25 protein-coding genes are annotated in these 25,806 nt (G+C 68.2%); 16 read left to right on the forward strand and 9 right to left on the reverse strand.

From position 1 onward, the window contains the following. The first annotated feature begins 1 nt into the window (after position 1). The 5 genes from JL100_RS20310 to JL100_RS20330 all read left to right on the forward strand — a co-directional run bounded on the left by JL100_RS20310 (position 2) and on the right by JL100_RS20330 (position 5,829). The gene (locus JL100_RS20310; RefSeq protein WP_202684293.1) at positions 2-823 is read left to right on the forward strand and encodes an inositol monophosphatase family protein; all 822 of its coding nucleotides are present in this window, start codon (positions 2-4) and stop codon (positions 821-823) included. A 165-nt stretch (positions 824-988) separates the two neighbouring features. Continuing rightward, positions 989-1,909 (forward strand): OmpA family protein, encoded by a 921-nt coding sequence (locus tag JL100_RS20315; protein ID WP_202684294.1) that lies wholly within the window; start codon positions 989-991, stop codon positions 1,907-1,909. A 65-nt stretch (positions 1,910-1,974) separates the two neighbouring features. Next, the gene (locus JL100_RS20320) at positions 1,975-3,117 is read left to right on the forward strand and encodes a flagellar motor protein MotA (RefSeq protein WP_202684295.1); all 1,143 of its coding nucleotides are present in this window, start codon (positions 1,975-1,977) and stop codon (positions 3,115-3,117) included. 37 nt (positions 3,118-3,154) lie between these two features. Continuing rightward, positions 3,155-4,651 (forward strand): peptidoglycan -binding protein, encoded by a 1,497-nt coding sequence (locus JL100_RS20325; protein WP_202684296.1) that lies wholly within the window; start codon positions 3,155-3,157, stop codon positions 4,649-4,651. A 68-nt stretch (positions 4,652-4,719) separates the two neighbouring features. Further along, positions 4,720-5,829 carry an Rpn family recombination-promoting nuclease/putative transposase gene (locus JL100_RS20330; protein WP_202684298.1) on the forward strand — a complete coding sequence of 370 codons (1,110 nt, stop codon included), beginning with the start codon at positions 4,720-4,722 and terminating at the stop codon, positions 5,827-5,829. A 169-nt stretch (positions 5,830-5,998) separates the two neighbouring features. On the opposite strand, the gene JL100_RS20335 is transcribed toward JL100_RS20330, so the two are convergent. Both JL100_RS20335 and JL100_RS20340 read right to left on the reverse strand, forming a co-directional pair. Next, the gene (locus JL100_RS20335; RefSeq protein ID WP_202684299.1) at positions 5,999-7,945 is read right to left on the reverse strand and encodes an AsmA family protein; all 1,947 of its coding nucleotides are present in this window, start codon (positions 7,943-7,945) and stop codon (positions 5,999-6,001) included. Between the two features lie 90 nt (positions 7,946-8,035). Next, positions 8,036-9,709, reverse strand: coding sequence for an acyl-CoA synthetase (locus JL100_RS20340; RefSeq protein ID WP_202684300.1), 1,674 nt, complete (start codon positions 9,707-9,709; stop codon positions 8,036-8,038). Between the two features lie 169 nt (positions 9,710-9,878). Between JL100_RS20340 and JL100_RS20345 the strand changes: the two genes are divergently transcribed. From JL100_RS20345 to JL100_RS20355, 3 genes are all read left to right on the forward strand, one after another. Continuing rightward, entirely contained in the window at positions 9,879-10,535 is a 657-nt protein-coding gene (locus JL100_RS20345) for a formyltransferase family protein (protein ID WP_202684301.1), read from the forward strand. 6 nt (positions 10,536-10,541) lie between these two features. Further along, a complete protein-coding gene (locus tag JL100_RS20350) occupies positions 10,542-11,651 on the forward strand; it encodes a glycosyltransferase (protein ID WP_202684302.1) in 1,110 nt (369 codons plus the stop codon). 156 nt (positions 11,652-11,807) lie between these two features. Further along, on the forward strand, positions 11,808-13,715 hold the full coding sequence (locus JL100_RS20355; protein WP_202684304.1) for a propionyl-CoA synthetase: 1,908 nt from the start codon (positions 11,808-11,810) through the stop codon (positions 13,713-13,715). 82 nt (positions 13,716-13,797) lie between these two features. On the opposite strand, the gene JL100_RS20360 is transcribed toward JL100_RS20355, so the two are convergent. Both JL100_RS20360 and JL100_RS20365 read right to left on the reverse strand, forming a co-directional pair. Further along, positions 13,798-14,307, reverse strand: coding sequence for a helix-turn-helix domain-containing protein (locus tag JL100_RS20360; protein WP_202684305.1), 510 nt, complete (start codon positions 14,305-14,307; stop codon positions 13,798-13,800). Positions 14,308-14,319: 12 nt separating this feature from the next. Then, positions 14,320-14,619: a type II toxin-antitoxin system HigB family toxin gene (locus tag JL100_RS20365; protein ID WP_202684306.1), complete on the reverse strand. Its 300-nt coding sequence runs from the start codon at positions 14,617-14,619 to the stop codon at positions 14,320-14,322. 478 nt (positions 14,620-15,097) lie between these two features. On the opposite strand from JL100_RS20365, the gene JL100_RS20370 reads away from it, so the two are divergent. The 4 genes from JL100_RS20370 to JL100_RS20385 all read left to right on the forward strand — a co-directional run bounded on the left by JL100_RS20370 (position 15,098) and on the right by JL100_RS20385 (position 18,785). Next, positions 15,098-15,607 (forward strand): sigma-70 family RNA polymerase sigma factor, encoded by a 510-nt coding sequence (locus JL100_RS20370; RefSeq protein WP_202684308.1) that lies wholly within the window; start codon positions 15,098-15,100, stop codon positions 15,605-15,607. A gap of 9 nt (positions 15,608-15,616) precedes the next feature. After that, the gene (locus JL100_RS20375; RefSeq protein WP_228420810.1) at positions 15,617-16,537 is read left to right on the forward strand and encodes an anti-sigma factor family protein; all 921 of its coding nucleotides are present in this window, start codon (positions 15,617-15,619) and stop codon (positions 16,535-16,537) included. A gap of 162 nt (positions 16,538-16,699) precedes the next feature. Then, positions 16,700-17,995, forward strand: coding sequence for an O-acetylhomoserine aminocarboxypropyltransferase (locus JL100_RS20380; protein ID WP_202684309.1), 1,296 nt, complete (start codon positions 16,700-16,702; stop codon positions 17,993-17,995). Between the two features lie 7 nt (positions 17,996-18,002). Beyond that, positions 18,003-18,785 (forward strand): alpha/beta fold hydrolase, encoded by a 783-nt coding sequence (locus JL100_RS20385; RefSeq protein ID WP_202684310.1) that lies wholly within the window; start codon positions 18,003-18,005, stop codon positions 18,783-18,785. Here JL100_RS20385 and JL100_RS20390 read toward each other — a convergent pair. The 3 genes from JL100_RS20390 to JL100_RS20400 form a co-directional block, all read right to left on the reverse strand. Continuing rightward, a complete protein-coding gene (locus tag JL100_RS20390; RefSeq protein WP_202684311.1) occupies positions 18,778-19,089 on the reverse strand; it encodes an AzlD family protein in 312 nt (103 codons plus the stop codon). The genes JL100_RS20385 and JL100_RS20390 overlap by 8 nt on opposite strands. Further along, positions 19,079-19,798 (reverse strand): AzlC family ABC transporter permease, encoded by a 720-nt coding sequence (locus tag JL100_RS20395; RefSeq protein WP_202684312.1) that lies wholly within the window; start codon positions 19,796-19,798, stop codon positions 19,079-19,081. The genes JL100_RS20390 and JL100_RS20395 overlap by 11 nt, the downstream gene beginning before the upstream one ends. A gap of 76 nt (positions 19,799-19,874) precedes the next feature. Next, positions 19,875-20,786 (reverse strand): LysR substrate-binding domain-containing protein, encoded by a 912-nt coding sequence (locus tag JL100_RS20400; protein ID WP_202684313.1) that lies wholly within the window; start codon positions 20,784-20,786, stop codon positions 19,875-19,877. Between the two features lie 90 nt (positions 20,787-20,876). Between JL100_RS20400 and JL100_RS20405 the strand changes: the two genes are divergently transcribed. Continuing rightward, the gene (locus JL100_RS20405) at positions 20,877-21,740 is read left to right on the forward strand and encodes an alpha/beta fold hydrolase (RefSeq protein WP_228420811.1); all 864 of its coding nucleotides are present in this window, start codon (positions 20,877-20,879) and stop codon (positions 21,738-21,740) included. 45 nt (positions 21,741-21,785) lie between these two features. Further along, the gene (locus tag JL100_RS20410; RefSeq protein WP_202684315.1) at positions 21,786-22,220 is read left to right on the forward strand and encodes an acyl-CoA thioesterase; all 435 of its coding nucleotides are present in this window, start codon (positions 21,786-21,788) and stop codon (positions 22,218-22,220) included. A gap of 68 nt (positions 22,221-22,288) precedes the next feature. On the opposite strand, the gene JL100_RS20415 is transcribed toward JL100_RS20410, so the two are convergent. After that, positions 22,289-22,765: an Hsp20 family protein gene (locus tag JL100_RS20415; RefSeq protein ID WP_202684316.1), complete on the reverse strand. Its 477-nt coding sequence runs from the start codon at positions 22,763-22,765 to the stop codon at positions 22,289-22,291. Between the two features lie 266 nt (positions 22,766-23,031). Here JL100_RS20415 and JL100_RS20420 point away from each other — a divergent pair, with 266 nt between their 5' ends. Continuing rightward, complete coding sequence (locus tag JL100_RS20420) at positions 23,032-23,433, forward strand: DUF1465 family protein (protein ID WP_202684317.1); 402 nt, start codon at positions 23,032-23,034, stop codon at positions 23,431-23,433. 16 nt (positions 23,434-23,449) lie between these two features. Here the strand turns inward: JL100_RS20420 and JL100_RS20425 are convergent, their stop codons facing one another. Beyond that, positions 23,450-24,388 (reverse strand): LysR family transcriptional regulator, encoded by a 939-nt coding sequence (locus JL100_RS20425; protein WP_202684319.1) that lies wholly within the window; start codon positions 24,386-24,388, stop codon positions 23,450-23,452. Between the two features lie 93 nt (positions 24,389-24,481). Between JL100_RS20425 and JL100_RS20430 the strand changes: the two genes are divergently transcribed. Then, positions 24,482-25,498 (forward strand): NADP-dependent oxidoreductase, encoded by a 1,017-nt coding sequence (locus tag JL100_RS20430; protein ID WP_228420812.1) that lies wholly within the window; start codon positions 24,482-24,484, stop codon positions 25,496-25,498. Positions 25,499-25,806 lie beyond the last annotated feature (308 nt).

Below are 25,806 nucleotides of genomic sequence, written 5' to 3' on the forward strand. Positions count from 1 at the left end.
TATGGCAAGCCGCTCGGCAATCATCAACGTCATGGCTCGCGCCGCTGAAAAGGCGGCGCGCGGATTGGTCCGCGACTTCGGCGAGGTCGAACACCTGCAGGTTTCCCGCAAGGGGCCGGCCGATTTCGTCTCGACCGCCGATACCAAGGCGGAGCAGACGCTCAGGGCCGAACTCCAGAAGGCGCGGCCGGACTTCGGCTTCCTGATGGAGGAGACGGGCGAGAGCGCCGGCAAGGACGCCAGCCAGCGCTGGATCGTCGATCCGCTGGACGGCACCACCAACTTCCTGCACGGCCTGCCGTTCTGGGCCATCTCGATCGCGCTGGAGCGCGAGGGCGAGATCGTCGCCGGCGTCATCTACGAACCGCTCCGCGACGAGCTGTTCTGGGCCGAGAAGGGAGCCGGCGCCTGGAACAACCATGCGCGCCTGCGCGTCTCCGGCCGGCGCAAGCTGGACGAGTCGGTAATCGCCACCGGCCTGCCCTTCAAGGGCCGCGGCAACCATCCGGAACATGCGGCGCAGCTCCAGGCCATGATGACGGAGACGGCGGGCATCCGGCGCTTCGGCTCGGCGGCGCTCGACCTCGCCTATGTCGCGGCCGGGCGCTTCGACGGCTATTGGGAAAGCGACGTGCAGCCGTGGGACGTGGCGGCCGGCATCCTGATGGTGACCGAGGCCGGCGGTTTCGTCACCGAGATCGGCGGCGGACGCAACCCGCAGCGCGGCGACAGCGTCCTTGCGGCCAATTCGCACCTGCATCTTATGATCGCCAAGGTACTTCGAGGTGCCACGGCAACCCGGAAGCCACAGGCCGAGGGCTGACCATCGCGTGTGGTTGATGGCGGGTTGTCGGACTCCCGCCGTTGGGCTATCGTGCCCGCGTGCCGCCCCGGTGTTGCCGGCCCCGAGGATCTTTGGACCAAGACCTTCGGAACGGCCGGGAAATCCAGGATGTCAGGCACCTTGAAGGCTTGGGTACGGGGGCAAATGAGTCGCTACGTTCCGACTGCCGTCCGCCGCATGGCGCTCGGTTGCGCGCTCGGCGCCGCGACGATTCCGTGGCCGGCGGGGGCTCCCGCCGTGGCGCAGGAGACGGCGGCGACGGCATCCCCCGCGATACCCCCGGGCATTCCGGCGCGCAAGCCCGCCGTGCCTGGGAGAGGACCTGAAGCGTCGGCGGCATCGGAATCCGCGCCAACGGCCGCCCCGCCGGTCGCTCCACCGGTCGCCAATGCGTCCCGGCCGCTTCCGGTCCCGCCCTCTCCCGGCCTGGGCGGAGCCCTGCCGACCGCTCCGGCCGGCCGGGCAGCGCCGCCGCCGCCCGGCCTGGATGTCGGCGTGCCGCCGGACATCGCCGCCGCCCCGGTTCCCCCCGCCCCCTCCGAGCTTCCCCGCGCCGAGGCGCCCGCGGGCGTGCAGTTCGACACGCCGGTGCCGCCCGCCGCTCCCGGCGAGCCCCGCCGGATCACCTCCATGCCGGACCTTCCGAATCCCCGCGGCCCGGATCCCCGGGACGGTTCCGGACCGGCCCGGCCGGCGCCCGAGGTGGCGGCGACTCCGCCGGCCCCCTCCGGCCCATCGGCCGAGGTGCCGGACGGAACCGAATTCCGCGTCGTGTATCCCGACACCAGGGCGGAAACCCTGTCGCCCCGGGACACCGCGCTGCTGGACGGCGTGGCCGCCCGGCTACGCCGGGACGAGGTGGTCCGTCTCCAGGTCACCGCCTATGCCAGCGGCACGCCCGAGACCGAACGGGATGCCCGGCGCCTTTCGCTGGACCGCGCGCTGGCGGTGCGCTCGTACCTGATCGGCCAGGGGGTGCGCAGCACCCGCATCGATGTCCGCGCGCTGGGGACGCAGGCGCCGGACGGCCCCGCCGACCGCGTCGACCTGATCCTGGTGAACTAGTGGCATACCCGGCCCACCCCCTCCCGACCTCGTCACCTGAGAGAGCCCCTGAGAGCATGGTGTCCATGTCGCGGCCGCAGCGCTACATCACCCGTATGGTCCTGTTCGTCGCCGCGGTGATCGCCATCGTGCTTCTGCTGTTCCCGGCGCTGGAGCGGTCCTTCATGGCCAATCCGGCGCTGAACGGGCTGATCATCGCCGTGCTGCTGCTGGGCATCGGCTACATCTTCCGGCAGGTGCTGATGCTGAAGCCGGAAGTGGCGTGGCTGGAGAGCTACCAGACCAACCGCCCGGCCTCCGACAACGTTCCGGAACCCGTACTTCTCGCCCCGATGGCCCGCATGCTGGGGGAGCGCAAGGGAAGGCTGAGCCTGTCGGCGCTGTCCATGCGCTCGCTGCTCGACGGCATCGACGCCCGGCTGGACGAGACCCGCGAAATCTCCCGCTACCTGATCGGGCTGCTGATCTTCCTGGGATTGCTCGGCACCTTCTGGGGCCTGCTGGGTACCGTCAGCGCGGTCGGCGGCGTGATCTCCAGCCTGTCGGTCGAGGGCGGCGACATGGGCATGATGTTCGGCAACCTGCAGCAGGGGCTGCAGGCGCCGCTGGCAGGGATGGGCACGGCCTTCAGTTCCTCGCTGTTCGGCCTCGCCGGGTCGCTGGTCCTGGGCTTCCTGGAGTTGCAGGCCAGCCAGGCGCAGAACCGCTTCTACACCGACCTGGAGGACTGGCTGTCCGGTGCTACTCGGCTGTCGAGCGGCGCCGGCTTCGGCGAGAGCGAGCAGTCGGTGCCGGCCTACCTGCAGGCCCTGCTGGAGCAGACCGCCGAGAACATGGAGAACCTCCAGCGCACCGTGGCCCAGGCGGAGGACGGCCGGCGCTCGGCCAACCAGAACCTGCTGGCGCTGACCGAGAAGCTGAGCACCCTGACCGACCAGATGCGGACCGAGCAGACGCTGATGCTGCGGCTGGCCGAGAACCAGATGGAGATGAAGCCGATCCTGGGCCGGTTGGCCGACGCGCTGGGCGGCCAGCAACTCGGCATGGACGAGGCGACCCGCCAGCACATCCGCAACATGGACGTCTACGCCGCGCGCCTGCTGGAGGAGGTCGCCACCGGCCGGGTCCAGTCGGTGCAGGAGATCCGCAGCGAGATCAAGCTTCTGGCACGCACCATCGCCGCCCTGGCGGAAGACGGCGAGCGATGAGCGGGCGCGGGCCGACGAGGCGGGACGGTAACGGGTAATGGCAGCCATCGGTCGCGGACGGCGCAGCGGCGAGCGTTCGGTCAATATCTGGCCGGGCTGGGTCGACGCCCTGTCCTCCCTGGTCATGGTCGTGATCTTCGTGCTGATGGTCTTCATCGTCGCACAGTTCTACCTGTCCAACACGCTGTCGAGCCGCGACCAGGCGCTGACCCGGCTGAACCGCCAGCTGTCCGAGCTGAGCGACCTGCTGTCGATGGAGCGGGAGGCCAACGCCGACCTGCGGGTGAACATCGCCCAGCTCTCCGCGGAACTCCAAAGCTCGACCGCGACCCGGGAGAGCCTGAGCGCCAGCCTCGCCGAGGCCCAGGCCCGGCAGGACGAGCTGAACGCCCAGGTCTCCGCCCTGTCGCGCCGGGGCGAGCAGGCCAGCGGCGAGATCACCCAGGTCAGCCGCGACCTGGAGGACGCCTACAAGGTGATCGAGGCCGACCGGCAGAAGATAGAGGCGTCGCTGCGCGAGATCGCCAGCCTGCAGGCCGACATACAGGCCCTGCGGGACGTCCGCGAGCGGCTGGAGGGCGAAGTCGCCGCCCTGACGACCCTGTCCCGAACCGCCGAGGCCGAGCGCGCCCGGACCGCCGCGACCCTGGAGCAGACGGAAGCGGCCCGCGCCCAGGCGACCGAGGAGCTTCGGCTGACCCGCGAGCAGCGCGAGGCGCTGATGGCCGAGCTGTCGGCCGTCCGCGACCGATCGCAGCAGCTTGAAGCCCAGCTCAGCAGCGAGCAGGAACGCACGGTGCTGGCGCAGCGCGAGATCGAGCAGCGGGAGACCCGGATCGAGGAGCTGGTCATCGCCCTGGACCAGACCCAGGCGGCCCTGACCGGCGAGCAGAAGCTGACCGAGGAAGGCCGCGCGGAAGTGGCCGTCCTGAACCAGCAGATCGCCGCGCTTCGCGACCAGCTCGCCCGCCTGACCGCGTCGCTGGATCTGGCGGAGGCGCAGAGCCAGGAGCAGCAGGCCCAGATCTCCGACCTGGGGCGCCGGCTGAACCTGGCGCTCGCCAGCAAGGTCGAGGAGTTGGCCCGCTACCGGTCGGAGTTCTTCGGGCGCTTGCGCGAGGTGCTGGGCAACCGGCAGGACATCAGGATCGTCGGCGACCGCTTCGTCTTCCAGTCGGAAGTGCTGTTCCCCAGCGGCTCCGCGACGCTGGAGGAAGGCGGCAAGACGCAACTCGCCCAGCTGGCCGCGACCCTGCTGGACATCGCGAACCGCATCCCGCCGGGCGTCAACTGGATCCTGCGCGTGGACGGGCATACCGATCCGCGGCCGATCAGCACGCCGCAGTTCCCGTCGAACTGGGAGCTTTCCACGGCACGCGCGATCTCAGTCGTCAAGTTCCTGGTGGAACAGGGCATCCCGTCGGACCGGCTGGTGGCGGCCGGCTTTGGCGAGTACCAGCCGCTGGACCCCGGCAGGAGCGACGATGCCTTCGCCCGCAACCGGCGCATCGAGATGAAGCTGGACCAGCGCTGAGGGGCGCCGGCGCGGCAGCGACAGGAAGCTCCGGCGGGTATGCACCAGGGTGAGGATATGGAAAGGCCATGAAGCAGACGCCTGCGGTGCCGGAGACTTCGCCCGAAAGCTCGCCTGGCGAAACACCCGATGATTCGCTCAGCCCTTCGGACGAGGACGACTCCGCGGGCGCCCGCCCCCTGATCCGCAGGCACGACCAGTTCGCGAAACTTGTCCTGGACCGGCCCGGCAACGCCGACACGTTCCTGCGCGAGCGGCTGCCGGCGGCGGTCGTGGCCGGGCTGACGGCAGACAAGGCGGTGGACCGGTCCGAAAGCTTCGTCGATCCGATGCTGGCGGAACTGCGCGGAGACAGGGTCTACAGCTTCGGCCTGCGGAGCGGGTTGCCCCTGCTGGTCTGGACCGTGCTGGAGCACAAGAGCGCCGGCGAGGCGGACGCCCTGGTGCAGATCCTCGGCTACCTGAACGGAACGGCGGTCAAGGGCGCGCGGCGGATCGAATACCCCGATGGCACCGTCCGGGTGGTGCCGGCCCCCGTCCTGGCCGTCATCCTCTATCATGGCAGCGGCCGTTGGCCTCATCCGCGCAGCCTCGGGGAGGCATACGGCGTACCGGATGAGGTGCTGGCAGCGGGTCCGCTGGATTTCAGCTATACCCTGGTCGACCTCTCTGCCATTCCCGACGCGGAACTGTCGCGCGATCCGGACCTGCAAGCCGGATTGCTCATGCTGAAGCACGCGACGCGCGACGGCGATCCGGAAGTCACGCTGGAGCGGCTGCTGGGCATCGCGGCGGTAATCGGCTTGACCGTGCTGCGGGCTGTGGTCAGATATGTTTTCGTGGTGGACGACGGCCGGAACCGGGAGCGGCTTCGGACGGTGCTGAGCCGGGTGGCGCCGGGACAGGAGGAGAAGATCATGCCGACGATCGCCGAGTTGTACATCGCCGAAGGCGAAGCCCGGGGTGAGTTGAGGGGCAGAGCCCAGGGCAAGGCGGAAGGCAAGGCCGAAGGTAAGGCTGAGGTTCTGCTGCGCATGGTTCAGCGACGGTTGGGCACCGTCCCGGCGCCGATCGAACAGACGGTGAAATCAGCCGGGGCTGACGATATGGACGGGTGGATAGAGGCCTTGCTGGACGGCAGGTCTCTGGACGAGGTCTTTCCGAACATCGTCAACTGAGAAACCGTCGATCCAGCCACTCCTGGGGCGGCTTCCGACCGGGTTGACGCGGTCCACGCAGCCTGCCGTTCCACTCGCCGCGATGTATTGGACCGCGGCCCAACCTACGGTTTGATGTAGGCCGGATCGAGCGGTGCGGCATCCAACCTGCGGGGCTGCGGGGCCGGCATCAGTTCTGGCCGGCTTGGCGGAGGAGTTGGCCGCAGGGGCTGTCCTGGCCGTCGCCCGGCTCCAGCAGGGGGATCAGTGCCGCCAGCGGCGTCAGGAAGACGCCCAGGGCGACAGCCGCGGCGCCCCGCGCTACCGCCGCCGTCGGATCGACGGTGACCTGCGGATTGGCGAAGGTGCCTTCCGCCCCGACTGGGGTGCGGGCGGAAAGCGGGCTCGGGTCCTTGGGGTGAGCAAGCATCTCGATGTCGAACTGCTCGGTCTTCAGGTTGGCGGACGCCTCGCCGGTGACATTGGTGTCCTCGGTGTCGAACACCAGCGCGTTGGACTTCACCATGCCGTCGGTGATGCCCAGGTCGGCCACGACGCAGCGGACGCCGACCGACTCGTCTTCGGACAGGACGAAGCCGAGGGCTTCGGCGACATCGAAGCCGATCACCTCCAGGATCAGGTTGCTGACCTTCCCGCCTTCCATCACGACCGACATCTGGCCGTTGCTCGATCCCAACATGCTGCGGACCGTGTCGCCGTTGCCCTTGAGCAGGAGCTTGCCGCCGAAGGTGCCGCCCATGTCCTCGGCGAACTGCGTGCCGCGGAAGAAACGCGCCAGGTCGAGCGCCCGCATTTCCAGGTTCATTTCGATGGCGGGCGGCTTTTCCTGCCCGTCCACCTGGATGATGCCGCCGGCCTTGCCGCCAGCCACCTGGAGCCTTACCGGCTCGAGACGGGCGCGGCCGTTCTCGACGATCAGCCTCGCATCCAGCTCCCCTGCCGGGACGTTGGGCACCAGCAGACGGTCGGCGTGGTAGCGCATCTCGACGTCGGCCGCCTTCAGCATCTCGACATTGATCTCCGTGTCGGGAATGACGCGGCCCTCCTGCTCCAGCTGACGGGCCAGCTCGATCTGGTCGGGCGACGCGGTCTCGCCCTCGCCGGTGCCGCCGGGCGCCCCGACGAACCCGGCGAGATCGTCATAGTCGAGATTGCGGGACGACAGGTTGCCGGTGATCTTCGGGCGCTCGTGCCCCAGGTCGATGCGGACCTCGCCGCCGATATCGCTGTCGCCGATCCGACCTTCGGAATCGGTCATTGACCAGACCTGCCCCTGCCGTTCCAGCCGGCCGGAGACGTTGAACGGCGGCGTGGCGGGCGACGGGAAGCCGATGATCGGGAACAGGTCGGCGAGGTTCTGCCCCTTGACGTCGACCGTGATGTCCATGCCGGCAAGCTGCTGCGGGTCGGTCAGCGAGCCCTCGACCACGGTGCGGGTGCTTCCGACCGTCGCTTCGGCACGGACGGGAAACGGGGTCTGCCTGTCGCGCAGCGCCAGGAAGGTGCCGGTGGTGGCGTCCAGGTGGAACGGCTCGTCGGCGTACCTGCCGTCGGCGACCATGCGGACGCGGTCCTCGCCCTGCTCGTTCCGCTCGGTATTGACCGTGCTGGCGACGTCGATGTTGAGCGCCTCGTCGCGGTAGGCGACTTCGCCGCCCTGGACGTCGATATGCCCGATTTCCGGCAGGTTCGGGCTGCCGTCGCCTTCCTGCGGGGGATCGCCCTGGAGATTGGGGAAGTCCCAGTTTCCGGTGCCCTCGGCGTTGCGGGCGAGGTTGATCTTGGGATCGACGAGCTTCACCTCGGGAATCGAGATGGTCCCGCCGATCAGGCGACGCAGGTCGATGGTGGCTTCGACCGCGCCGATGTCCGCCATGTTCCCCTCGCCGGCCCAGTCGGCGTTGGCGACATGGATGCCGCCGGCGCGGATGCGCGGGGTCAGCGACCAGTCGATGTCGAAATTCTCATCGATCCTGACCTCGCGTCCCAGCGCGGCGCTCGCCTGCCGGGCCACGAGATCCCGCGCCCAACTCGTCTCCAGCATCAGCAAAGCCCCGACGACCATGAGCACGAGCACCCCGATCACGATCCCGACCCACTTCAACACCCGACCCACAACGTCACCTCGACCGAACCAACAGGTCACGAGTCAACGGGCGCGGACGGCTTTCGTTTCGAAATCGATCGATCGGGGCGACCGGCTCCCTCAGGTCGCGGACGGCTTGCCCGCCGCGGCCTCCTGGTTCAGCTGCTTCGCCATGTCGCGCAGCACGAACTTCTGGATCTTGCCGGTGGAGGTCTTCGGCAGGTTGGTGAACACTACCGTGCGGGGGCTCTTGAAGTGGGCCAGGTGCTCGCGGCAGAAGGCGATGATCTCGGCCTCGGTGACCTGGGCGCCGTCCTTCAGGGTGACGAAGGCGCAGGGCGTCTCGCCCCAGCGCTCGTCCGGCCGGGCGACCACGGCGGCGTCGAGCACGGCCGGGTGGCGGTAGAGCACCGCTTCCACCTCGATGGTGGAGATGTTCTCGCCGCCGGAGATGATGATGTCCTTGGACCGGTCCTTCAGCTCGATGTAGCCGTTCTCGTGCATCACGCCCAGATCGCCGGTGTGGAACCAGCCGCCCTCGAACGCCTCCCGGGTAGCTACCGGATTCTTCAGATAGCCCTTCATCACCACGTTGCCGCGCATGAACACCTCGCCGATGGTCTTGCCGTCGGCCGGCACGGGTTCGAGCGTCGTGGCGTCGGCCACCATCAGCCCTTCCTGCACGACGTAGGTCACGCCCTGGCGGGCCTTGAAGACGGCGCGTTGCTCGATCGGCAGGGCGTCCCATTCCTCGTGCCAGGCGCAAACCACGTCTGGGCCGTAGACCTCGGTCAGGCCGTAGACATGGGTGATCGCGAAGCCCATCCGCTCGATCTTCTCGATCACCGCGGCGGGCGGCGCTGCGCCTGCGGTCATCATGCGGATCCCGGCGGGGATCTCGCGGCGCTGGTCGTCGGGCGCGTTGACCAGCAGGCCCATCACGATCGGAGCGCCGCACATGTGGGTGACTCCATGGTCGGCGATGGCGTCGTACATGCCCTTGGCGGTCACGGCGCGCAGGCAGACATGGGTCCCGGCCATGGCGGTGATGGTCCAGGGGAAGCACCAGCCATTGCAGTGGAACATCGGCAGCGTCCACAGGTACACGGGATGGTGCGGCATCGCCCAGGTGACGGAGTTGCCGATGGCGTTGAGATAGGCGCCGCGGTGATGATAGACGACGCCCTTGGGGTTGCCGGTGGTGCCCGAGGTGTAGTTCAGCGCGATCGCCTGCCACTCGTCTCCCGGCATTTCCCACCGGAAGTCCGGATCGCCCGTCTCCAGGAACTGCTCGTAGGTCTGCTCGCCGATCAGGTCGCCGCCCTTGGCCAGCGGGTCGTCGATGTCGATCACGATCGGCCGGTGGCGGGGATCGATCATGTGGACGGCCTTGTTGATCACCCCGGAGAATTCCCGGTCGGTGATCAGCACCTTGGCCTCGCCGTGCTGGAGCTGGAAGGCGATCGCCTCCGCGTCCAGCCGGATGTTCAGCGCGTTCAGCACGCCGCCGGCCATGGGTACGCCGAAATGCGCCTCGAACACCTCGGGGATGTTGGGCGCCATCACCGCGACGGTGGTGCCGAGTCCGACGCCGCGCTTCGACAGAGCCGAGGCCAAGCGGAGGCAACGCTCGTAGCTTTCGGCCCAGGTCCGGCGCACGGCGCCGTGGATGACCGCGGTGCGGTTCGGGTAGACCGAAGCGGTGCGGCGGATGAACGACAGGGGGGAGAGCGGGACGTAGTTCGCCTCGTTCTTGTCCAGTTCAATCTCGAAAGGATTGCGGTGCTGAGTCATCCGTTTGGTCCCGGGATTGCGGTGGGCGCCCTTGACGGGCATTCTTGTCCCGGCAGCATAGCCCGTACCGGTGCCGGTATGGAATGCTCCGGTGCGCGCTTCCCGCGACACTTCGCCTCCCAAGCCGCCTCCGGCACCCCAACCCCGACCACGGACCCCCGATCCCGGAATGGCAAGCGCCCTGATCCTCCTCACCGGGCACCGCGAAGCGCCCTACCTGACCGACTATCTTCGAGGCTACAGCGACACGCTGCCGATCCACCACGTCACCGACCACGAGGACCTGGAACGGGAATGCCTGCCCGGCCGGGTGCTGATCGCCTTCTGCACCGCCGTGATCGTGCCCCGGCACCTGCTGGACCGGCTGGGCCGGCCGGCCTTCAACTTCCATCCGGGACCGCCCACATATCCCGGCCGCAGCCCCGAGAGCTTCGCCGTGTATGACGGCGCCACGCGGTTCGGCGCCACGTCCCACGTCATGGCGCCGCGGGTGGACGAGGGGCCGATCGTCGGGGTCGAGTGGTTCGACGTGCCGCCGGGAACCGGCCAGATGGGGCTGGCCGACCTGGCGTTCCAGGCGACCCTGCGGCTGTTCGCCCGGCAGGCGCCGATCATGGCGCTGTCGTCCCAGCCGATGAAGGTGCTGGACGTTCGGTGGTCCGGCCGCAAGACCAGCCGGGCCGACTACGACCGCATGACCGACCTGCCGGCCGACATCGGCGCGGCCGAGTTCGAGCGCCGGCTGAAGGCGTTCGGCGAGGATCCGGAGACGCGGATCACGGTCACCCTGCATGGCCGCCGGTTCCTGCTGGAGCAGGAGGCCTGATCCCGGATGCGGCTGTGCTTCGTCGACCTGATGCCGTGGGACTACGACGCCGGCACGCCGTTCGAACGGCCGCTGGGCGGCATGCAGTCGGCGGCCTGCCATCTGGCGGCCGCCCTGGCGAAGCGGGGGCACGAGGTGGCGCTGGCGACCCATACCGGCCGGCCGGGCCGGCGGCGCGGGGTCGACTGCCTGGCGCTGCGCGACCCGGGCGATCGCGGCGCCCTGCGGGAGGGAAGCTGGGACGCCGTCGTGTCGCTGACGGCGCAGGCGGGTCCCGTCAGGGCGCTGGTGAGGCCGGGAACGCCGGCGTTCCTGTGGACCGGCCACGCCGCCGACCAACCGGCCGTGGCTTGCCTGGGCGACTCGGCGGAACGTCGGGACTGGGACGGCATCGTGCTGGTCAGCGAGTGGCAGCGGACCTGCTACGCCGCGAGATTCGGGCTGGAACCCGGTCGCAGCACCGTGCTCCGCAATGCCGTTTCCCCGCCCTTCCAGGACCTGTTCGAGGACGCCCGCGACCTCGCGGCGGCAAAGGCGGTGACTGACGGGCCGATGGATCTCGCCTATACCTCGACCCCGTTCCGCGGGCTGGAGCTTCTGACCGGCATGTTCCCCCTGGTCGCTCGCCCGGCGCGACTGCGCGTCTTCTCCGACATGGCGCCCTACCCCACCGGTCCGGCGGAGAGCCAGTTCGCCGGCCTGTACGAGCGCTGCCGGTCCACGCCGGGGATCGAGCATGCCGGGTCCCTGCCCCAGCCCGACCTCGCGCGGGCATTGCGGCCGATCCCGATCCTGGCCTACCCCTGCACCTTCCCGGAAACCAGCTGCATCGCGGTGATGGAGGCCATGGCGGCCGGCTGCGCCGTGGTCGCCAGCGACCTGGGCGCCCTGGCGGAGACCACGGCGGGCCATGCGCTGCTGGTCGAGCCCGGCGAGGACTGGAGCAGCTTCCCCGGCCGCTATCTGTGCGCCCTCGACCTGGTCATGGCGTCGGTCCTGTCGCCCGCCGGGATCGCCCGGCTATGGGAGCAGGTGCGCTTCGTCAACGCGACCGCGACCTGGGACATCCGGGCGCGGGAGTGGACCGATCGCCTGGCAGCCTGGCCGCAATGGTAAGACCGGTCCGAAGGCTCAAAATGTCGCACACGGCCGGAAACCGGAAACACCTGTGCAAAACGCCCGCGACGTGACGCAATATCCGCCCGCGTCGCCGGACCCGCTTCCAGGACGCGAGGAATCAAATCACCGCTCCAATCAAGAAGAAGGCGTTCCATGACCGGTCGTTATGCTGAGCTTCACACCCGCTCGATCACCGATCCCGCAGGCTTCTGGGGCGATGCCGCCCGTGACATCGATTGGATCAAGCCGTGGGACAGCGTTCTCGACAGCTCCAACCCGCCCTTCTACCGCTGGTTCACCGGCGGGGTGCTGAACACCTGCCACAACGCCGTGGACCGCCATGTGGAGGCCGGGCGCGGCGAGCAGGCCGCGATCATCTATGACAGCCCCGTCACCGACACCGTCCAGACCATCAGCTATTCGGAACTGCGGGACCTGACCGCGCGCTTCGCGGGCGTGCTGCGCGGCCTGGGCGTCGCCAAGGGCGACCGGGTGATCCTGTACATGCCGATGATCCCGCAGGCCGTGGTGGCGATGCTCGCCTGCGCCCGGCTGGGCGCCATCCACTCCGTGGTGTTCGGCGGTTTCGCGCCGCACGAGCTGGCGACCCGCATCAACGACGCCAAGCCCAAGGCCATCGTCACCGCGTCGTGCGGCATCGAGGGCAAGAAGGTGCTGGCCTACAAGCCGATGCTGGACGCCGCGATCGACCAGTCGGACCACAAGCCCGACCATGTGGTCGTGTTCCAGCGCCCCCAGGCGGCGGCCGAGCTGAAGGCTCCGCGCGACGTGGACTGGGCCGACGCCGCCGCGGTGGCGGAACCGGCGGAATGCGTACCCGTGGCGGCGACCGACCCGCTCTACATCCTGTACACGTCGGGCACCACCGGCCAGCCCAAGGGCGTGGTCCGCGACAACGGCGGCCATGCCGTAGCGCTCAAATGGACCATGACCAACATGTACGACATCAAGCCGGGGGAGGTGTTCTGGGCCGCCTCGGACGTCGGCTGGGTGGTCGGGCATTCCTATATCTGCTACGCCCCGCTGCTGCACGGCTGCACCACGGTGGTGTTCGAGGGCAAGCCGGTCGGCACGCCCGACGCCGGTACCTTCTGGCGGGTGATCCAGCAGCACAAGGTCACGGCCCTGTTCACCGCGCCGACCGCCTTCCGCGCGATCAAGCGCGAGGACCCGAACGCCGAGCTGATCGGGAAGTACGACCTGTCGAGCCTGCGCACCCTGTTCCTGGCCGGCGAGCGGTCGGACCCCGACACGCTGCACTGGGCCGAGGACAACCTGAAGGTCCCGGTGATCGACCACTGGTGGCAGACCGAGACCGGCTGGTGCATCGCCGGCAACCCGATGGGCATCGAGCGGTTCAAGATCAAGTACGGTTCGGCGACCAAGCCGCTGCCGGGCTGGGACGTACGCTGCCTGGACGTGTCCAACAACGAGGTCAAGCGGGGCGACATCGGCGCCATCTCGGTCAAGCTGCCGCTGCCTCCAGGCACGCTGATGACGCTGTGGAACGCGGACCAGCGTTTCGTGAAGTCCTACATGACGGACTATCCGGGATATTACCAGACGGGCGACGCCGGGTTCATCGACGAGGACGGCTACGTCTACATCATGGCCCGCACCGACGACATCATCAACGTCGCCGGACACCGCCTGTCCACCGGCGGGATGGAGGAGGTCCTGGCCTCCCACAAGGACGTCGCGGAATGCGCCGTGATCGGCGTGGCCGACGAATTGAAGGGCCAGGTTCCGCTGGGCTTCATCGTCCTTAAGAACGGCGTCGACCGCCCCCACGCCGACATCGTCAAGGAGGTGGTGCAGCTGGTCCGCGACGAGATCGGCCCGGTCGCGGCCTTCAAGCTGGCCATCGTGGTGGACCGCCTGCCCAAGACCCGCTCCGGCAAGATCCTGCGCGGCACCATGCAGAAGATCGCCGACAGCGAGTCCTATAAGATGCCGGCCACCATCGACGACCCCCTGATCCTGAGCGAGATCGCCGAAGCCCTCCAGGGCATCGGCTATGCCAAGGCGGGGATGGTTTAGTGCGACGGCTTACAGCCGGGAAAGGACGGCGTCTCCAGGGGCCGTCGTTTCCTGGCGGCGAACCGGTAGGTAAGAAGCCGAACTAGGCGGTTTTCTTTCGGGTGCCGAGTTGGCCCTCCTTCTCGGCTTCCCGATCGCCCAACCGGCTTCTTTCCCTTTTCAGCGACATGAGGCGTTGCCGGATAAGCTCCTGTCCCGGCCGTTGCCGCTCGGAGCTTGCCTTGGTTGCGATTTCGTACGGCTGGACCAACCAATCGGCCGGCAGTCCCCACGCTTTGGTCAGCTTGGCGATCATGTCTACGGTCAAGCGACGGCGGCGATTGAGGATCTCTGATGCCCGGGATTCGGAGCCGAACAGCTTCGACAGATCGGCCTGTGACAGGCCGTTCATCTCCATATGGGCCTTGATGGCATCGACCGGCTCAAGACGATCGATCGGCCAACGGGTTTTCTCATAATCATCGATCAGTATGGCCAGAACCTCCAGGGTGTCAGCCTGAGAGGTTCCGGCTTCTGCACCCCAGAGCCGGTCGACCTCCGCGAGAGCCGCTTCATGATCGACGTCATTGCGGATCGGCTTGATCGTGTACATCGGTGGCACCTTTCAATACAGGCCGACAGTCAGGGCATTGATCTTATCGTACTCGGCATGGGTACCGATGAACTTGATGTAGACGGCTTGCGCCGGATAGAAGATCGCCGCCACAAGCCGATGATTGCTCCCGATCTCGAACCTGACTCGTTCAGCATTCAGCACCTTTGCCGAGGGGAAATCACTCAAAACATCATCCGAATGCGTCCATTTGGCTTTCTGGGTTCTCTCCTGCCAAATGGTCAGCGCTGCCCGAGACACAGCATGGTCCACCGCATACTGTGCCAAGGTTGCCCGTTTGATTATCCTCATAACACGTCTTTCCCAATTTGGGAAGCAATCCCGTATTGGGAAGCCTCTTCGCATGGAACCGTCGGGCGACCGAAGCCTCGACTCATCCGCACGGCGGTGAGGCAAGTCCGGTGACGGCCCAAACTCTCTGAACAGGCAGCGCATGGGCGTTCGGCGCAAGCACAAGCTTCATCCTTGCCCTGCTCCATTGTGTCGCTCCTGCTCTCGATGAGTCATTTTCGCATGGCAATCCCGATAACGGTCGTTGGACACAGGGATGGCGGCGACAGGATCGCGCCTTGCCAGACGGCGCCCCTTCCCCACGCGCCGTCATTATTTTGACAAACGACCGGCGCCCCCTGGAATAAAGGGACAGCCGACGGTGTTCGCAGGGTCGAGTTTCGGCTCTTGGATTGAATCCGCTTTCGGGACCGCCGACATCGGAACTTTGCGGGCCATCGAAGGTTTCGCCTGAATTATCCACCAACCGGATGACGCAGTGAGCAGATTCGGGACTGAGCTGGAAGTACAGATCGCATCGCTTCGCCGATATGCGCGGGCTCTCCTGCGCGACAGGAACGATGCGGACGATCTGGTCCAGGAATCGCTGGCCCGCGCGCTGTCGCGTGCCGACCGATTCAAGCCTGGGACGAACCTCCGGGCCTGGTTGTTCACGATCATGCACAATGTGCACGTGAACCAGGTTCGCCAGAAGATCTCTCGGCCGGATGAGGTGCCGGTCGAGGACTACGAGATGCGGCTGGTCACGCCGGCCCGCCAGGAGACCAGCCTCGAACTGCGCGACATGTCCAGGGCGCTCGCGGATTTGCCCGAGGAACAGCGTCAGGTCCTGTTGCTGGTGGCCCTGGAGGGCTTGAAGTACGACGAGGTCGCCGCAGTCTTGCATATACCGATCGGCACCGTGATGTCCCGCCTCAGCCGGGCGCGCGAAGCGGTGCGGATCAAGCTCGCGAACGAGGGCGGAGTGCCTCTCCGCCGGGTCAAGTAGGACAATCACATGGTGGCGCGGCCCGTCGAAGATCGAGATCTTCATGCTTACGTCGATGGCTTGCTGGATACCCAGCGGCGCATCGAGGTGGAAGCCTGGCTGGCGGAGGACCCGGCCTCGGCCGAACGGGTGAATGCGTACCGCACCCAGATCGAACAGCTCCACGATCTCTTCGACGGCGTGCTGCGCGAGCCCGCGACGGCCGAGATGGACGATCTCCACGATCGCCTGTCAGGGCGCATGGCCGGCAACGACAACCGCCGGCGCGGCTGGCTCCATTCCCCCTTCGCCCGCATGGCGGCGGCGGTCGTCCTGCTGCTGGCCGGGGGCACCGGCGGCTGGCTCCTGCGGCCGCCGGCCGAACAGGTGGCGGTCGAGCAGCAGCCGACCTTGCAGTCGTTCGCCCAGGAAGCGGTCCAGGCCCATACATTCTACGCGTCGGACAACCGTTTCGCCGTCGAGATGGGCGGCGAGGACCGGGGTGCCCTGGACAGCTGGCTGTCGGAGCGCCTGGGACGGCGCATCTTCGGACCGGACCTGTCCAACTCCGGCTACCGGCTGATCGGCGGCCGGTCGATGCCGACCGCGGAGGGCGTCGGCGCGCAGTACATGTACGAGAACGACGCCAAGCGCCGCCTGACGCTGTTCGTCGGCACACCCAGCAAGGCCGGGCAGGAAGCCGCCTTCAGCTATGTGCAGAAGGGCGACGTGTCGATGTTCTACTGGGTTGAGGGCTCGATCGCCTACGCCCTGATCGGGCGGCTCGACCGCGAGCAGCTGATGAACATCACCCAGACCGTGTACCGCGAGCTGAAGGGCCGCAATGTTCCGCCCCCGCCGCCCGCTCCCGCGGCACCGCCGGAAGCGGCCAAGCAGCCGCCCCAACCCGCGGCCCAGCCGGTCGGCGACGTGAAGCGCAAGGACATGTAGAGGATGCGGACCTGACCGACCCGTCCGTCCGCAACCCGCTTGACTGCGGTGATTTGACACAATAGGCTCACGTCCATCGCTCGAGTTGAGCAGGCGAGGCAATAATAAAGAGGGCCGCACCAAGCGGCCCTCGTCCTTTTTGGGGGAGGGGACGACGCGACCATGGCAGACGGTCCGTTTCTGAAGTTCGACACGCTCAGCCTGCATGCCGGGCAGCAGCCCGATCCGACGACCGGCGCCCGCGCCGTCCCCCTCTACCAGACGACATCCTACGTCTTCCGAGACACCGACCATGCCGCGGCGCTGTTCAACCTGGAACGGCCCGGGCACATCTACAGCCGGATCTCCAACCCGACCGTGGCGGTGCTGGAGGAGCGGCTGGCGGCGTTGGAAGGCGGCGTCGGCGCCGTCTGCACCGCCAGCGGCCAGGCGGCCCTTCATCTCGCGATCGTGACCCTGATGGGGGCCGGCGGCCATATCGTGGCCTCCAAGGCGATCTATGGCGGCAGCCACAACCTGTTCACCCATACGCTGCCCCGCTTCGGCATCACCGCCAGCTTCGTCGATCCGCGTGACCCCGGCGCTTTCAGGGCAGCGATCCGGCCGGAGACGCGGCTGGTATTCGCCGAGGTGCTGGGCAATCCGGGACTGGACGTGCTCGACCTGCCGGCGGTCGCTGAGGTCGCCCATGCCGCCGGGCTGCCGCTGATGATCGACAGCACCTTCACGACACCCTATCTGTGCCGGCCGTTCGAGCATGGCGCCGACCTCGTCATGCACTCCGCCACCAAGTGGCTGGGCGGCCACGGCGTCGCGATCGGCGGCGCCCTGGTCGATGGCGGGCGGTTCGACTGGGAGGCGTCCGGCCTTTTCCCGACCCTGACCGAACCCTATGCCGGGTACCACGGCATCGACTTCGCCGAGGAGTTCGGCCCGGCCGCCTTCGTCATGCGGGCACGGGCGGAAGGCCTGCGCGACTTCGGCGCCTGCCTGAGTCCGGCAAACGCCTTCCAGATCCTCCAGGGCGTCGAGACCTTGCCGCTGCGCATGCGCGCCCACGTGGACAATGCCCGCAAGGTCGCGGGATTCCTGGACGGGGCGGACGGGGTCGCCTGGGTCCGACATCCCGACCTGCCCAGCCACCCGGACCACGAGCTGGCGCGCCGGCTGCTGCCCGACGGCGCCGGTTCGATCGTCACTTTCGGGATCGCCGGCGGACGGGAGGCGGGCCGGAAGTTCATCGAGGCGCTGCGGCTGTTCTCCCATCTCGCCAATGTGGGCGACGCCAAGTCCCTGGTGATCCACCCCGCCAGCACGACGCACCAGCAGATGGATGCGGAGGCGCTCCGCGACGCCGGGATCGGCGAGGAGATGATCCGGCTGTCGGTCGGGCTGGAAGATGCCGGCGACCTGATCGCCGATCTCAAGCAGGCGCTGCGCGCCTCGCGGAAGGGGTGAGCGGCCCATGGAACTGACAGTCGACGGCCACAAGGTCTTCGCCGCGACCGGCGGCAGGGACCTGGACGCGGCCTCCCCCCTGGTCGTGCTGATCCACGGCGCGGGCATGGACCATTCGGTCTGGAGCCTCCAGGCGCGCTATCTCGCCCACCACGGCCGTTCGGTGCTGGCGGTGGACTTGCCGGGCCACGGGCGCTCCGGCGGGACGGCGCTGGGCAGCATCGAGGATCTGGCGGACTGGACGGCGCGGCTGATCGAGGCGGCCGGCTTCGACCAGGCGGCGCTGGCGGGCCACTCCATGGGGGCGCTGGCCGCGCTGGAGACGGCGAACCGCCACCCCGGGCGGGTGCGCGCGCTGGCGCTGCTCGGCGTGGCCGAGCGCATGCCGGTCCACCCCGACCTGCTGGCCGCCGCCGCGTCGGAGGACGACCGGGCCTATGCCGGAGCGATCGCCATGGTGATCGGCTGGGGCTTCGGCAGCCTGCGCGGCGGATCGGCGGCACCGGGCCTGTGGCAGGTCGGGACCGGCATCCAGCTGATGCGCCGGGCGCCGCGCGGCGCGCTCGTCACCGACCTCGCGGCCTGCGACGCGTGGCGAGGCACGCCCGACGTGCGCTGCCCGACGACGCTCATCCTGGGCGCCGGCGACCGCATGACCCCGGCCAAGTCGGGGAAGGCGCTGGCCGCGAGGATCGCGGGATCGAAGACCGTGGTGCTCCCGGGCTCCGGCCACATGATGATGGTCGAGGAGCCCGACGCGGTGACCGACGCGCTCCTCGCGGCTATATGAGGCGGAGGATGGCGACGCCGGCCACGCCGGCCGCCATCGCGACCAGGAAGTTGCCGGTGGCGCGGGCCAGGACGAGCGTCAGCAGGGCCGCTCCCCACCCCGCCGGCCCGGAGTTGAGCACCAGCGGCGCGCACAGGGCGGCGAAGACCGCTCCGGGGATCTGGGCCAGCCAGGCTTCCAGGAACCGCGACGGCCGCAGCCGCTGGATCAGCCAGAAGCCGCCCGCCCGGGTCGCGTAGGTGGCCAGACCCATCAGGGCGATGGCAGCGATCCCCAGATAGCCGTCTTGCGCGTCAGCGGGCATGGCGCAGCGCCCCCACGAGGCTGCCGGCCAGGGCGCCGCCCAGGATGTACCAGGTGCCGGGAACCGTGCGCTCCATCGCCAGGGCGACCGCGGCGGCGACCAGCCAGGGCAGCAGGTCCCCGCGCCCGCGCCAGAAGCCGGCCAGCAGGGCCACGAAGAAGGCCGTGCCCAGGAAGTCGATGCCGTAGCGGTCGAGGTCGGGCAGCATCCCGCCGAATACCCGGCCGGCGATGGTCCCGGTGTTCCAGAACAGGAAGATCGTCAGCCCGCTGCCGAGCAGGAAGGCGGCGTCCCGGCCCCCGTTCCGCATGTCGGCGACGCTGAGCCCCCAGGACTCGTCGGTCAGGAAGTACAGGCTGCCATAGGCCCGCGACGGCGGGACATGCTTGAGCCAGGGTCCGAGGGTGGCGCCCATCAGCAGGTGGCGGGCGTTGATCACCAGCACGGTGGCCACCAGCGCGCCGACCGGCAGCGGATCGCCCCACAGTTCGACCGACAGGAACTGCGAGGCGCCCGCGAAGACCAGGGCGCTCATCAGGGAGGTCTCCAGCAGGGTCAGGCCGTTCTGGCCCGCCAGGAAACCGTAGAACACGCCGAAGGCCAGCCCGCCCGTCGCGATCGGCAGGGTCCGCACGGCGCCGGCGATCAAGCCGACCCGGGAAAAGGCGACGGGAGGTCCATCGGGAAGATGCTGGACGTTTTCGGGCATTCGCCGGCTCTCCTCTTGTTCTTATCTTTCTGAACGGGAATTCGGATTGAAGCTTCGGCCGGCGGATAGGTCAATCTTATTGTCGTTTATGGGTCCGTATGCCCGCCATGTACGGTATCGCCATGCGGTCCAGGATGAAGCGGGTCAGCCGGTCGGCCGCCGACGTCGCCGTTCCGGAACGGGCCACCAGGGCGATGGCGCTGTCGGGCAGCGGGGGAAAGCCCTCGTCCGGGGTCAGGACGCGCATGCCGGGCAGGATGGTGCTTCGCGCCAGCGCCGTGACACCGAGCCCGGCGAGGACGGCGGCCTGGAGCGCCGAGACCGCGGCGCTGGTGCAGCGGATCTCCCACGACCGGCCGACCTGCCCCAGGGCGGCCAGCATGAACCTCCGGTACAGGCAGGGGGCCGGCGAGACGGCCAGCGGGACCAGGCCGTCCGCGCCGCCCGTCCAGTCCGACCGGGCGACCCAGTGCAGCGGTTCCCGCCAGACGGTGCGGCCGGGACTCTCCTCCGGGACATGCTTGACCAGCACAAGGTCGAACAGTCCGGCCTCCACCCCGGACTGGAGCACGGCCGAGCTTTCCACGGTGATCTCGGTGGTGACGGTGGGAAAGCAGCGGGCGAACTCTCCCAGGATGTCGGACAGGAACTGGGCCGCGAACTCCTCCGCCGTGCCCAGCCGGACGGTGCCGCCGACCGGCGGGGCGACCAGCCGACCGACCGCCTCGTCGTTGATCGCCAGGATGCGCCGCGCATAGGTCAGCAGGTGCTCGCCGGCCTCGGTGGGAACCACGTGGCGGCCGCTGCGATCGCACAGCCGGGCGCCGATCTGGTCCTCCAGCCGCTTGATCTGGACGCTGACCGCGGACTGGGTCCGGCCCAGGATTTCGCCGGTACGGGTGAAGCTGCCGGTTTCGGCGACGGTCAGGAATGCCCGGAGGAGATCGATGTCGAGGGTCGGCGGCGAGGGACCATGACGGGACGGCATGCTGCGCATTCACCTTATGAATTTTCCCAGCGACTTCAGCACCTTTACGCTCTGCCAGAGGGGAACGCTTTTCCCATACCGGAGGTCCAATTGATCAAAAATTTTATGCATCGGCGCTTCGACCTGGGCGGTGCCGTGATCCACGCGGCGGTCGGCGGCGTGGGGCCTCCGCTGCTGCTGCTCCACGGCTATCCCCAGACCCACGTGACCTGGCACCGCGTCGCACCGATCCTGGCCCGGCGCTTCACCGTCGTGGCGCCCGACCTGAGAGGATACGGCGACAGCGCGCCGCCTCTGGACGGCGATTATTCCAAGCGGGCCATGGCGGCCGACCAGGCCGGGCTGATGGCCGAACTGGGCTTCGACCGGTTCGGCGTCACCGGGCACGACCGGGGCGGCCGGGTCGCCTACCGGCTGGCGCTCGACCATCCCGGCCGCGTCAGCCGGCTGGCCGTGCTCGACATGGTGCCGACGCTGGACATGTGGGAGATGATGGATGCCGGGATGGCGATGGCCGTCTACCACTGGCTGTTCCTGGCACAACCCGATGGCCTGCCCGAGAGCCTGATCGGAGCCGATCCGGGAGGCTACCTGACCCGGACCGTGCGGAGCTGGTGCGCCGATCCGGACGCCATCGATCCGGCGGCCCTGGCCGAGTATATCAGGTGCTTCCGCCGGCCGGAGGTGGTCCAAGCCGCCTGCGGGGATTACCGCGCCGGTGCGGGCGTCGACCGGGACCATGACGCCGCCGACCGCGCCGCCGGGCGGCGGATCGCCTGCCCCGTGCTGGCGCTCTGGGCACGCGGCGGGACCGACGGCCGGCCATACGATCCCCTCGCGGTCTGGCGCCGCTGGGCCGACGACGTGTCGGGACGGGAGATCGCCTGCGGCCATTTCCTGCAGGAGGAGGCGCCGGACGAGGTCGCGCGTGCCCTGCTGGGGTTTTTCGCATAGAAGAGCGCGGCGACGACGCGAAACCAAGGCGAAGAGGTTCGGCACGTGACTGCTGCGATCGAAACCCGGGAGGACTACCGGCATTTCCTGGCCATCCCGACGCGCTGGCTGGACAACGACATCTACGGCCACGTCAACAACGTGATCTATTACTCGTATTTCGACACGGTCATAAACGGATACCTGATCCGGGAAGGCGGGTTCGATATCCATGCCGCGCCGGTGATCGGCGTGGCGGTCGAGACCATGTGCAAGTTCAGGAAGTCGCTGGTGTTCCCGCAGATCGTGGACGCCGGCCTGAGGGTGGGCAAGCTGGGCAACTCCAGCGTGCGCTACGAGGTCGGCCTGTTCGCCGAGGGGGACGTGGAATTGGCGGCGTCGGGCCACTTCGTCCATGTCTTCGTGGAGCGGTCCACCATGCGCCCGGTGCCGATCCCCGACGCCCTGCGGGCCTGCATGGAGCGGTTGCTGGTGGCGTGAGCCGGAATGCAATGCGGCGCCCCGTTTCCGGGGCGCCGCCAGTACGGACCTTTGCAGGAGGCCTGCCGTTACGCGGCCTGCTGCTGATCAGACTGCTTGTGCTCCAGCACCTGGGACGGAGCCGCCGAAGCGATCTTGATCGTGCGGGGCTTCATCGCCTCCGGGATCTCGCGGACGAGTTCCACATTCAGGAGACCGTTCGCCAAATTGGCGCCAGTCACTTTGATGTGGTCGGCTAGCTGGAAGCGGCGCTCGAATGCCCGTCCCGCGATACCGCGATAGAGGTATTGGCCGTTTTCCGCGTCATTCTTAGTTTTACCAGTGATCACAAGCAGATTTTCCTGCGAAGTGATCTCCAGATCTTCCGCACCGAAGCCGGCGACCGCCATCGTGATGCGGTAGGAGTCATCGGACAGCTTCTCGATGTTGTACGGAGGATAGGACAGGGCTGAGTCATCGACCTTGAGCGCGGACTCCAGGACACGGGTCATGCGGTCGAAGCCGACGGACGAACGGAACAACGGCGACAGATCATAGGTGCGCATTTCATACCCTCCAAAGAGCGATACAAGCGTCGGGGTTCACCACCATGGTCTAACCCCTCTCCTTCGTGGACCGGGCCCGGCATCGGCGCCCCATCCACGTGAGATGAGATAATCACGCCGTTCAGGGGTTCAAGAGGGGGTTCGCGTCGAAGATTCCGTCGCAGGGCCGATGCGCGTTCGGGGGTGCCCGCCGCGTGTCATTCATTTTTAATCTGTAGCTGGGACCATCGATCATGGGACTTGAGATCCCCGAGACGGGAGACAGAGTGAGCGGCCCGACAGCCTTCTTCAATCGTACCTACGACGAGACGATGGCGCTGCTCATCGAGGCGAGGAACTACATCGCCTATAACGAGGCGGCGGACCAGCGGGGGCTGCCGCCCCAGGTCCGGTTGCAGGTGAGCTACGAGTCCCTGCGCGTGACCAGCCGCCTGACCCAGGTGATGGCCTGGCTGCTGGCGCAGAAGGCGGTGCATGCCGGCGAACTGACGGCGCAGCAGGTCGCGACCGAGGAATACGCCCTGGCGGGAGGCGACGTCTGCACCGATCCGTCCGGCCCCGACAACCAGGAGCTTCCGGCCGGCCTGCGCAGCCTGCTGGAGCGGAGCTACAAGCTTTACATGCGGGTCGCCCGTTTGGACGAGCAGGTCAGGCGCAGCGTCGCCTGAACGGCCTGCTGGCCGGTCAGGCCGGCGATCCGGTCGCGGCCGTCATCCGATCCCGGAAGACCTCCTGCAAACGGTCGATGAAGGCGCGCACGGCAGGGTTGGTTTGGCGGCTTTCCGGCCAGAGCGCGGTTATGTTGTGCCGCTCGACGGCGAATTCGGGCAGCACCGGAACCAGTTCCCCGCGCGCTGCGAGGGGCGCCGCCGCGAAGGTCGCGGCCATGCCGATCCCGCCCCCCGCCGCGAGCGTCGCCACCAGCGCATCGCTCGAATCGACGACGATGCCGGACGGCGGCACGATTTCGATCGTTCTTTCCCCGATCCGAAAAGGCCAGCGAAAAGCCTGGCCCGTGCTCTGGTACCGGAGATTGACGGTGTCGTGGCCCTCCAGTTCGTCCGGATGCATCGGGATGCCCCGTGCCGCCAGATAGGCTGGCGATGCGAAGGCGCAGAGCCGGTGCGGCGCAAGCCGGCGCGACATCAGCCGCGAGTCAGCGAGTTCCCCGATGCGCACCGCGACGTCGATGCCTTGCTCGATGATGTCGGCGATCTGGTCGTTCAGCCGCAGATCGATCGTCACCTTGGGATAGAGCTTGCGGAACGCCGGCAGGGCGGGCGCGATCACATGCATGCCGACCGGGAACGACGCCGAAATCCGCAGGGTGCCCGACGGCTCGGACTGCGCCGCCATCGCGGCCTGCTCGATCGCTTCCGCATCGTGCAGCAGTTTCAGCGCGAGTTGGTGCAGTTCACGGCCCTCCGGCGTGAGTGTCAGCGAGCGGGTCGTGCGGGTGAAGAGAGACACGCCCAGACGCTGCTCAAGCCGCTGCACGCTCTTGCTGACGGCCGAGGGGGAGATCGAGAGCGAGCGCGCAGCCGCTGTGTAGCTGCCCATCGATCCGGCGCGCGCGAACGCTATCAGGCCGGTCAACCGATCAAGCGCGATTTGTTCCTTCATGGCATCATTGAAGCGAAACGCGCCCCGATTATCAACCTCCCCCTACTCGACCAGATAACCGGTCGAGGAATGATGCACCCGGTGGAGGTCCCAGTGAGCCATACGATGAAGGCGGTCCGATTTCATGGGTTCGGCGGTCCCGAGGTGTTGCGGTACGAGACCGCGACGCGGCCCGAGCCTGGGGCGGGCGAGGTACTCGTCCGCGTCCGCGCGGTCGGTCTCAATCCCCCCGACTGGTACCTGCGGGAGGGTTACAGGATGCTCCCTCCCGAATGGCGGCCGCCGGTGCGTTTCCCCGCCGTCCCGGGGACCGACATCTCGGGCGTGGTCGAGGCCGTCGCCGAGGACATCGATCGCTTCTCGGTCGGGGACGAGGTCTATTCGATGGTGCGTTTTCCCAGCGGCCTTGCGGGGGACAGCAGGGCCTATGCCGAGTATGTGAGCGTGCCGGCCTCGGAACTTGCGCCCAAGCCGGCGGGGATCGACCACGTGCGGGCCGCCGGCGCCCCCATGTCGTTGCTCACGGCATGGCAGTTCATGATCGAGCCGGGGCACGACGAGCCGAACCCGCTTCAGCCGAACCGACATGCGCCGGTGCCGATCGAGGGCAGGAAGGTTCTTGTGAACGGGGCCGCGGGCGGCGTGGGACACTTCGCGGTGCAACTGGCCAAGTGGAGGGGCGCGCACGTCATCGCCGTAGCCTCGGGCAAGCATGAGACACTTCTACGTGAACTGGGTGCCGACGAATTCATCGACTACACCGGGACCGCCCCGGAGAACGTGGCCCGCGACGTCGACCTCGTCATCGACACGGTAGGCGGGCCGAACGCCGGCCGCTTCCTTCGCACCCTGAAGCGGGGCGGCGCGTTGTTCCCGATCTTCCCCCTGGGCTTCTCCGGAGCCGACGAGGCCGGGAAGCTGGGCGTGACGATCTCGACCACCCAGGTGCGCTCAAGCGGCGCCCAGTTGGAGGAAGTCGGGCGATTGCTCGATGATGGTACCGTCCGGGTCGTGATCGACAGCACCTATCCGCTCTCGCAGGCGCGCCTGTCCCACGAGCGGGCAGCGAAGGGGCACATCCAGGGGAAGATCGTCCTGACCGTCGAATGAGATCCAGTGACCGGAGCGTCGATGCAGGGTGTCGGCGTTCGCCCTGGCGGGCGAGGGCCGACCCGGTACATGTCAACGCGTATGAGACAGCTGCTCGTTTTGTCGTAGCTCAGGGTTGGGGCTGACTGCCGGCGGGGTGGTTTTCCCACGGCCGTTCGTCCGCTTCCAGGATGCCGGCGCTCTCGGGCCGCGCAAGGCCCTTCCGTCCCGCCCCGTGGGCGGGTCCCTCGAGAAGGACCTTGCCCGTTCCCTCGTGCGCCGGCGGTGAGGTCGGCAGGCCGGGACGGCGGGATGGCCGCTGTTCAGCC

The organism is Skermanella mucosa, assembly GCF_016765655.2.
Lineage (GTDB): Bacteria > Pseudomonadota > Alphaproteobacteria > Azospirillales > Azospirillaceae > Skermanella > Skermanella mucosa.

Excerpts from the sequence above, each read along its gene's own strand:
- JL100_RS20310 (WP_202684293.1), top strand. The coding sequence starts at position 2 with ATGGCAAGCCGCTCGGCAATCATCAACGTCATGGCTCGCGCCGCTGAA.
- JL100_RS20315 (WP_202684294.1), top strand. The coding sequence starts at position 989 with ATGAGTCGCTACGTTCCGACTGCCGTCCGCCGCATGGCGCTCGGTTGC.
- JL100_RS20320 (WP_202684295.1), top strand. The coding sequence starts at position 1,975 with ATGTCGCGGCCGCAGCGCTACATCACCCGTATGGTCCTGTTCGTCGCC.
- JL100_RS20325 (WP_202684296.1), top strand. The coding sequence starts at position 3,155 with ATGGCAGCCATCGGTCGCGGACGGCGCAGCGGCGAGCGTTCGGTCAAT.
- JL100_RS20330 (WP_202684298.1), top strand. The coding sequence starts at position 4,720 with ATGAAGCAGACGCCTGCGGTGCCGGAGACTTCGCCCGAAAGCTCGCCT.
- JL100_RS20340 (WP_202684300.1), bottom strand. The coding sequence starts at position 9,709 with ATGACTCAGCACCGCAATCCTTTCGAGATTGAACTGGACAAGAACGAG.
- JL100_RS20345 (WP_202684301.1), top strand. The coding sequence starts at position 9,879 with ATGGCAAGCGCCCTGATCCTCCTCACCGGGCACCGCGAAGCGCCCTAC.
- JL100_RS20350 (WP_202684302.1), top strand. The coding sequence starts at position 10,542 with ATGCGGCTGTGCTTCGTCGACCTGATGCCGTGGGACTACGACGCCGGC.
- JL100_RS20355 (WP_202684304.1), top strand. The coding sequence starts at position 11,808 with ATGACCGGTCGTTATGCTGAGCTTCACACCCGCTCGATCACCGATCCC.
- JL100_RS20360 (WP_202684305.1), bottom strand. The coding sequence starts at position 14,307 with ATGTACACGATCAAGCCGATCCGCAATGACGTCGATCATGAAGCGGCT.
- JL100_RS20365 (WP_202684306.1), bottom strand. The coding sequence starts at position 14,619 with ATGAGGATAATCAAACGGGCAACCTTGGCACAGTATGCGGTGGACCAT.
- JL100_RS20375 (WP_228420810.1), top strand. The coding sequence starts at position 15,617 with ATGGTGGCGCGGCCCGTCGAAGATCGAGATCTTCATGCTTACGTCGAT.
- JL100_RS20380 (WP_202684309.1), top strand. The coding sequence starts at position 16,700 with ATGGCAGACGGTCCGTTTCTGAAGTTCGACACGCTCAGCCTGCATGCC.
- JL100_RS20385 (WP_202684310.1), top strand. The coding sequence starts at position 18,003 with ATGGAACTGACAGTCGACGGCCACAAGGTCTTCGCCGCGACCGGCGGC.
- JL100_RS20390 (WP_202684311.1), bottom strand. The coding sequence starts at position 19,089 with ATGCCCGCTGACGCGCAAGACGGCTATCTGGGGATCGCTGCCATCGCC.
- JL100_RS20395 (WP_202684312.1), bottom strand. The coding sequence starts at position 19,798 with ATGCCCGAAAACGTCCAGCATCTTCCCGATGGACCTCCCGTCGCCTTT.
- JL100_RS20400 (WP_202684313.1), bottom strand. The coding sequence starts at position 20,786 with ATGCCGTCCCGTCATGGTCCCTCGCCGCCGACCCTCGACATCGATCTC.
- JL100_RS20415 (WP_202684316.1), bottom strand. The coding sequence starts at position 22,765 with ATGCGCACCTATGATCTGTCGCCGTTGTTCCGTTCGTCCGTCGGCTTC.
- JL100_RS20425 (WP_202684319.1), bottom strand. The coding sequence starts at position 24,388 with ATGAAGGAACAAATCGCGCTTGATCGGTTGACCGGCCTGATAGCGTTC.